This is a genomic window from Armatimonadota bacterium, assembly GCA_020354555.1.
Taxonomy (GTDB): domain Bacteria; phylum Armatimonadota; class Hebobacteria.
Window position 1 is genome coordinate 3,667,338 of record CP070648.1, and the last position, 7,612, is coordinate 3,674,949.

A 7,612-nucleotide genomic window follows, 5' to 3' on the forward strand; every position below is an offset into this window, starting at 1 on the left:
ACGATGCCTGCGTCGAGCCAGCAGTCGCCGACCTCGGGGATGCGCTGAACCGCGCGCCCGCACTGCGCGCAGGTCACGGTGACGGCGTCAATCCACGGCCGGTGCAGTTCGCGAAGCTGGTCGAGGCCCGACGTCGCCAGCACCTCGAGTTCGCAGCGCGAGCCGACTACGGTCAGCTCACCGCACGCGCACTCGTAGAACGGCAGCGGGAGGCCCCAGAACCGCTTGCGGGAGATACACCAGTCGCCCATGTTGTTGAGCCAGTCCTCCATGCGCTTCCCGGCGTACTCCGGGATCCAGCGCACGGTGCGCGCGGCATCGATCATGGGTTGCCGCAGTTCATCGCACGCGATGAACCACTCGTCCACCAAACGGAAGACGAGTTCCTCCTGGCAGCGCCAGCACACGGGGTAGCGGTGCGCGTAGTCCTCGGTGTTATAGAGCATGCCCTTGCGTTCGAGGTCATCGAAAATGAGCGGCGCGACCTCGCCGACGCCTTTGCCCGCGAGCCAGCCGTAGTCGGGCCCGTAGATGCCGTTCTCGTCAATCGGCACCAGGGCGGGGAGATTCTCCACTTTGCTGAGTTCGTAGTCCTCCTCGCCGCAGCCGGGCGCGATGTGCACGACACCGGTACCTTCCTCTTCGCCGACGTCGCTCCACGCGACGACGCGCGTTTCGAGTCCCTGCTGCGCGGGCAGATCGAAGAACGGGCCGCGGTAGCGCAGGCCGACCAACTCGCGCCCCTTGATCGTTCCTGTCGCCTCGTGGCCCGGCCCGAGACGGCCGATTGTCCCCGCCGAGAGGTACAGCGTGTCGTCGCCTCGGCGCACGCGCGCATAGTCGAGGTCGGGATGCACGGCGAGCGCGGCGTTGGCGGTGAGCGTCCACGGCGTCGTGGTCCACACCAGGATGAACTCGCCGGGACGATCGAGCAGGGGCAGCTTGACGGTAAGCGAGCGGTGGGTCATGTCACGGTAAGAGTCAATCAGCTCGTGCTGGGAGAGCGACGTGCCGCAGCGGGCGCACCACGGCATCGCGCGCTGCCCCTTGTAGAGCCAGCCGCGGCGATGGCACTCCTTGAGGAAGTGCCAGATGTACTCGATGTTCGTATCGGTCATCGTGAAGTAGGAATGATCCCAGTCCATCCATTGGCCGAGGCGCCGCGACTGCTCGGTCTGCACCTGGGAATACTTCTCGACGCGCGCGCGGCAGGCGTCGGCAAAGCGGTCGAGGCCGTAGGAGACGATGTCGCGCTTGGAGTTGAGGCCGAGATCCTTCTCGACCTCCACCTCGACCCACAGCCCCTGGCAATCGAAGCCGTTCTGGTAGCGCTGGTCGAAGCCGCGCATGGCCATGAAGCGCTGGAAGATGTCCTTATACGTGCGCCCCCAGGCGTGATGCACGCCCATGGGATTATTGGCCGTGATGGGGCCATCAATGAACGACCAGTGCGGCCCGCCACGGTTCTTCTCACGCAGTTTGTCGAAGATGCGCCGCTCGTCCCAAAAGCGGAGCACCTCGCGTTCCAGCTCCGGGTAGTCCGGTGTCCCGGTTATCTCTCTGAACACTGCGTTGTCCTCCGGATGCCTTTATCAGCGTACGGCAGGCGCGGCGGGAGACTGGGCGGCCTCCACAATGCCGTCCCTGCACGACGCCGGACGAAAACAAAAACGCCCCTCGCCCGAATAGGGACGAGAGGCGCATGCCTTCGTGTTACCACCCCGGTTCGCCGGCACCTCGCGGCGCCGGCCTCAACGAGTACTTGGAGCGGACCGCCGCCGCAGTCGACGCGGTTGCTCCGCCATACTCCGGCTCGCTAACGGGAGCACCCGGGATCCACTACTCGCACGCGCTTTCGCAGATCCGGCTCGGAGGTGATGTTCCCCGCGCGGCTTGCGGCCCGGCTCTCAGCTTTCCCGGTTCTCTGTAGCCCCGCCGCCGCAGGTACTCTTCCTCGTCAACGCCTGTGGCAATATCGCTCTGATCGGATTGTACCGCGCCGCGTCAGGGATTGTCAAACCGCTATCGCCCAGAGGTCACTGCTGCGCTTTGAGGCCCTCCAGCGCCTGCCGGGCGTGGGTGCGGTACTCCTGCGGCGCGTTGGGCATCTCCAACAGCATCTTCGCGTACTTCTCTGTGTGCGGCCAACCGGGCATCCAGAGCGCCGCATCGAGGATCCTGTCCGCCACCGTGGGCATCAGGTGAAAACTCGGGTGGCGCTCAGCGACCTGGTGCAGCAGGTCAAGCTCGTCTGACACCAGCCGCGCGAAGTCTGGCCCGCTCCCGTGCAGTCGCTTCCATTGCCTGTGCTTCCCCTGTGCCAGAGCCAGCAGCGCGTACTTCGCGTAAGCGCTCTGTGGATAACGATCTGCGAGGGCCTGGAGATCGGCTCTGGTGCCTTCGTCGCCGATGCCCGCGAGAAACATCAGAGCCTTGTCCTCCCCCCGCCAGAGGGCAAAGGCGTCGATCTCCTCCGTGGGCATGGGTAGGACCTCGACCGCGACCGGCGCCGAGTCCACACGCACGGGCCGGTATTCCTCCAGCACTGCGCCTTCCCACACTTCTCCGTTGGCCATGAAGCAGCCGACGCCGGGCTCCTGAAAGAAACAGGCACCGCGGTCGGGGTCGTAGAGAACGAGGACGCTGACCTCTCCCACATAACCGGCCGCGTAGGTGCGTGCGCGGACAGGTGGAAGCTCGTCGGTGGATGCCTGGAACGGCGGCGAGCTGAAGGAATGGATGCGCTTGCCGCCCGCCGGCGACCAGTATTGCACTTCGAAGCGCCCGAAGCTCGCGTAGCCCGTGAAAGGCTCGTCACCCCTATACGTCAGCCTTAGCGTCACCAGCACCGGCTCGGCGGGCAGTACGCGCTGGGAAAACACCGTGAGCGATGCGCTCCAGTCGGATTGGTCACCCGCCGCGGCAGGCGAATCCGGCGCCGTCGCCGGCAACGCCGCGCACCACAGGAGAAGGGCCAACGCACTGAGTCGCTTGTCCGTCATTGGGCACTCTTCACGTCAGTCACGATGACATCCGCGTTGCCCGCCGCGCGCGGCACCCATGTGCCTGTTTCCTTTCGCAGTTCCCACCCCGCGGGCGGATGCACGGGACCCACCGGCACCCCCATATGCACGAGCTGCTTGCGCGCGCGCTCGCGCAAGGCCGGCTCAGGATGCGCAGTGACCACGTCAAGCAGCGCTTCCACAGCGGACGGGTCCGGGATCTGGCTGAGCGCGATCACCGCCGCGAACCGCACCTCGCGAGGCGCCGCAGAATCGTTAATCGCCGAAACCAGCGCCGGCATGGCATCCTTGTGCCCGAGTTGCTCGCCGAGTCGCAGAGCGGCTCCCATTCGCATGTATGTGGTTTGGCTCGCGTCGCGCAGGGTGGCGACGGCCTCTTCCAACACCGCCCGATGCCGCGGGCCGAGGGTCCTATCCGCGGCCGGCGCCTCCCGCGCGTAAGAAGCGCCCGGCGGCCACGAGAGAGGGGTCCGGGCATACAGCGCGTACTCGCTGTCCGGGCACATTTCGACCACAGTGCGCAACTTCGCGACCGCATCGGCATCGGCCGATTCGCGTTGCAGGACATTAGCCTGTTCCTGGCCTTCGACGAGCGGCACGACCTGTGTATCCTGCCAGTCAGCACTGACAATCTTGATATCAGCCACATTCGACGACACGACATTCTCGTAGCCCAGATCATAGGCGAACACAGCCTTCACGCGATAGGTTCCCGCGAGGGGGAACGCGTAGTCGCGTGTGACGTAGTCGTACAGCAGCGTGACACGCGCCGTAATCGCGTTTCCGGGCGGGAGAAGCCCGCGCGGAAACATCATGTCGTTCATTTGCGCGCGCAGAGCGGCCAGAGAGAGAAGAGGGACGAATTGCCCGCCTGCCCTGGCGATATACAGGAAGAGTCGCGCGGAGTCCTCGTTAAGCTGATAGTACCCCTCCGCCGGCTGTGTCCCAGCATTGGTAAGACGGACGAACACGGTGACCGGGGCGAACAGGGGCCACGTCTCCTGGGCGGGAGCAAGCTCCAGCGTCAGGTCCCCGGATCCCGCGACACTCGCCCGCTCGAGGCTCACCTGCGCCATTCTGGCGGTGCTCGACGCGAGTTCCTCCAGGTACTCCTCCTGGGGGCTTGGCGCGGCGGCCACGCTGCTGACACCCTGCGCGCTCACCGCTGCCGCTGCAAGCGCCATCCGGTACCATCTGCGGCCCTTCACGTCATTACCTCCCGCGCCATGGCGACGTGGGGTTATCGCCTATGCTGCCCGCGTAGCGCGCCTGGTGTGACATCGCCGACGGCGGCTGTGTCATATGACCGCCCGGAGCGCTGAGGAAACAGAAGCGGCCCGATGCCGGAATTAGCATGCGGGCCGCACATTTCTAGCGGATTGCGGTTGATCGTCAGTTCTCTGCGACTCAGCACAGTCGCCACGGTGACCTCCCCGTGGTCACACGTCAACGTTACCTGGCCGCGCGAGGCGGCATGATCCAAGGCCAGCGCGTCGGGCGTCTGCCGACGCACCTCACTTGGGCAAGCCCCAGGGCTGCCCGCTGACTCAACGCAATCGAATGCTAGCCCCCCCCCGCGCATTGTGTCAAGAGCGTATTGCGTTCTGAGTCTAAATTCGCGTCTGCCGGCGGCGCGTGATCGGGAAGCAGCCGGGCCGGGGCGGAGAGGCCGTTGCGTAATTGCTGCGGCAGTACCGAGATTCTTCGCTTTGCGCCTCGCTCACGCGGCTAGGTCGCTGCGCGACCGCCGTGGCGGCGGCAGAGCCGCCTAGCCACTCGGCGCGACGCTCTGAATGACAGCTTCGGGGTCGATCAAGGGCGAACCAGCGAATTATGCACCAACCTCCGGATCCGGGCCCCTACAAGTGCGCCGGCTGTGGGCGCTCGGCACGCACACACGCGATGAAGAAGCCAACGATGTCGGGGTCGGTGCCATCGCAGATCGGGCTGCCGGTGGACATGATGAAGCTACCGGTGCGGCCGGCGGAGTTGATCTGGCGCGCGACCTCCGCCGCAATCGCCGCGCGGTCGCCGCGCAGCAGCAGGTAGGAATCGAAGTTCCCGAACAAGCACTGCTCCGGCCCAACCTCCTTTCGGATCGCCCCGATGTCCATCTCGACGCCTTTGCAGCGCTCCTCGAACGACAGCGCGTCGAAGCCCAGCGTTTTGATGGCGGGCAGTAGCGGCATAATGTCGCCGGTGTTGTAGAAGATCGCCTTGAGGCCCGCGCGCTTGATTGCGTCGGCGTGGGCGCGGTGAATGGGCGCGATCCAATCCTCGTACATCTTCGGCGACACGATGTCGGCCGAGGCGTACGAGTCCACGACAAAGCCCGCGTCATATCCCGTCGCCGCCAGCCACCGCGCGCGCCGCGGCACGTCGGCCATGAATCTCTCCAGCATGTACGCGGCGACACGCGGCGTCTCCATCATCATGATGAGCGCGGTCTCCAGCCCGAGCGAATAACATAGCTGGTGAAACCCGCCGCCGCAGACGCCCGCCACGAGATATCGCTCGCCGAAGTTCTCGACGAGCCAGTCGGGCTCGGCGCCGGCAGGGGCGGCGGCGTCCTCGGCGGGTGGCTGCCCGTAGCCGTGTTCCTCGAACCAGCGGTCGGCTTCCTGCTTGGTGGTCAGTGGCTGGTGCACTTCCCCCGTCGTCTTCGCGTGCTCCGACATCGGGCGGCCATCGGAGTCCAGCTCCACCAGGCGCCGCCCATCCATGAGGTACTCCCAGCGCTGCCCTGAAGCGGGGTCGGCGATGAGGACGCGCCCGTCGCGCTCCTCGACCTGCTTGCCCTGCAGGAAGCCGCTGCCGCCGCCGAGGGAGATCACCCAGTCGGCGTCGTGTCGCTGTTGCACGGCGCGGATGATATCCTGCGAGGTCTCGGGGGGGCCAAGGCTGAGGTGCCACACCGGGCGGCCGACGAGTTTCCAGACGTACTCCTCGCCCCAGAAGTACGGCGCGACGGGGACGCAGTCGGTCGCGCGGCCCTCCATTGCGGCGAGCATTCGCTGTTTCGGTGTCACGTCATTGGTCTGTAATCGAACGCGTGCCTCGCGTCAACGAAGGCGGCGGCGCCGTTCGATACGCGGCTGTCCTATTGCGGCCGCGCGAACCGCGCCTCGACGGTGATCGGATCGCGCAGGCCGGTGAGAACGACCCATTCCTGGTCCGGATCAACGCCGCTCGCCGGCTGCCCGTTGACCGTCACCGCGGCGAGCCGCGCTTTCTCGGGATGGCGGAAGCGCAGCACCACGCGCGCGGGCGGCTTGCGAGTCGGCGGCGTGATGCGCGCGACGATGCGCTGTCCGCCGTCGAGCGGCGTCATCTCCAGGCTCACGGCGCCGAAATACGTTGCCGCGTTGCGTATGGCGACTCCGTCCTCGCTGGCTAGCCACGCGCGCGGAATCCCGCGGCCGAGATAGAGCGTGTCGCCGTCCTCCTGCACGAACATCATGCGCAGCCACATCGCGGCCATGGACTCGTCGGACGTCTTGAAGTGGTCGCCGCCCCAATCAGCGAGAGTCGGCAGCGGGTGCTCCGCCATGGCGCGGATGTCCGCCCGCCAGCATGCCGCGAAGCCGTTGAAGAACGCGCGCAGGAAGTGCTCGATTTGGTCGCGATACAGGTACGGCGGCGTGAAGTAGAGCAGGTTCGGCTGCATGCTGAACCCGCCGCGGCTGAACCACTGCCCGTCGAAGTTGTCCAGGGGATAGTTGTACGGCGCGTCGAGGTAGCGGTTGTCCTCGTAATCCTCCAGGATCCACGTCGCCTCCCGGCTCCGCGGGTCGAGGACGGTGGTGGTGAGGTTGATGGAGCCCTCGAGCACCTCGCGTATCCAGCCGAAATCGCGCCCGCGCCAATACAGCCGCGACGGGTTGTGCGGCACATAGGTGCCGTCGCGCAGCCTCACGACGGGAGCGCGAATCATCGACTCGCGGAACCCGGCGAGCAAGTCTTCCCGATACGACGCGGCCTCACGCACCAGCCGCTCGCCGTCCGGATGCCCGACGTCGGCGAGAACCTGGGCGGCCGCGGTCAGGCCGCGCGAAGTCAGCGCGTTGGTCGATAGCCAATAGTAGTAATCCGTCACGTCCTCCAACGATCCGGCGGGAAGGAAGCCGTACTCCAGTACGCGCTTGCCGTCAGCATCGGCGCGTTTGGTCGCCTGGCGCTCGCGGATCACCCACTCGCCGCCCGCAATGAGCCGGTCCGCGATTCGCAGCAGCCATTCCCGATCGCCGGTGAAGCGATAATGCTCCGCCAGGCCCCACAGCACCCAGCCGTGGTGCTGGTTGTACCCGCCGTGCTCGTAGCCCCCCGAGCCGTAGAACACGCCGTCCCGGCTCTGGAAGTTGCCGGGCAAGCCGACCGTGCCCTGATAATGAAGGTACGTGTCGAGATGACGGCGCGCCTCGTCGTGCAGCCCGCGCCGGTCAAGCTCCATGATCTGCATGATCGCTTCGTTGGAAAAGTTGCCGTAGTTGAACGAGCTTACACGCCCCATGAGGCGATCCGAGCCGATCTCGCGATCGTCGTTGATGAGCGTGTGCGTGACGTGCGCGCGGTAGAAGTCGTTGATGTCC

At 66.1% G+C, this 7,612-nt stretch carries 5 protein-coding genes; all 5 read right to left on the reverse strand.

The window, feature by feature from the left end:
- A partial coding sequence (locus tag JSV65_15025; protein UCH33856.1) for a class I tRNA ligase family protein occupies nucleotides 1–1,568 on the reverse strand: 1,568 nt, incomplete at its 3' end.
- A gap of 468 nt (nucleotides 1,569–2,036) precedes the next feature.
- Nucleotides 2,037–3,002: a hypothetical protein gene (locus JSV65_15030; protein UCH33857.1), complete on the reverse strand. Its 966-nt coding sequence runs from the start codon at nucleotides 3,000–3,002 to the stop codon at nucleotides 2,037–2,039.
- Nucleotides 2,999–4,231, reverse strand: a complete 1,233-nt coding sequence (locus tag JSV65_15035) for a HEAT repeat domain-containing protein (protein UCH33858.1) — start codon at nucleotides 4,229–4,231, stop codon at nucleotides 2,999–3,001. Before JSV65_15035 ends, JSV65_15030 begins: the two co-directional genes overlap by 4 nt.
- Before the next feature lie 651 nt (nucleotides 4,232–4,882).
- Nucleotides 4,883–6,034, reverse strand: coding sequence for a hypothetical protein (locus JSV65_15040; protein ID UCH33859.1), 1,152 nt, complete (start codon nucleotides 6,032–6,034; stop codon nucleotides 4,883–4,885).
- Between the two features lie 89 nt (nucleotides 6,035–6,123).
- The coding region (locus tag JSV65_15045; GenBank protein UCH33860.1) for a hypothetical protein at nucleotides 6,124–7,612 on the reverse strand (1,489 nt) is incomplete at its 5' end.

Excerpts from the sequence above, each read along its gene's own strand:
- JSV65_15030 (UCH33857.1), bottom strand. The coding sequence starts at position 3,002 with ATGACGGACAAGCGACTCAGTGCGTTGGCCCTTCTCCTGTGGTGCGCG.
- JSV65_15040 (UCH33859.1), bottom strand. The coding sequence starts at position 6,034 with ATGCTCGCCGCAATGGAGGGCCGCGCGACCGACTGCGTCCCCGTCGCG.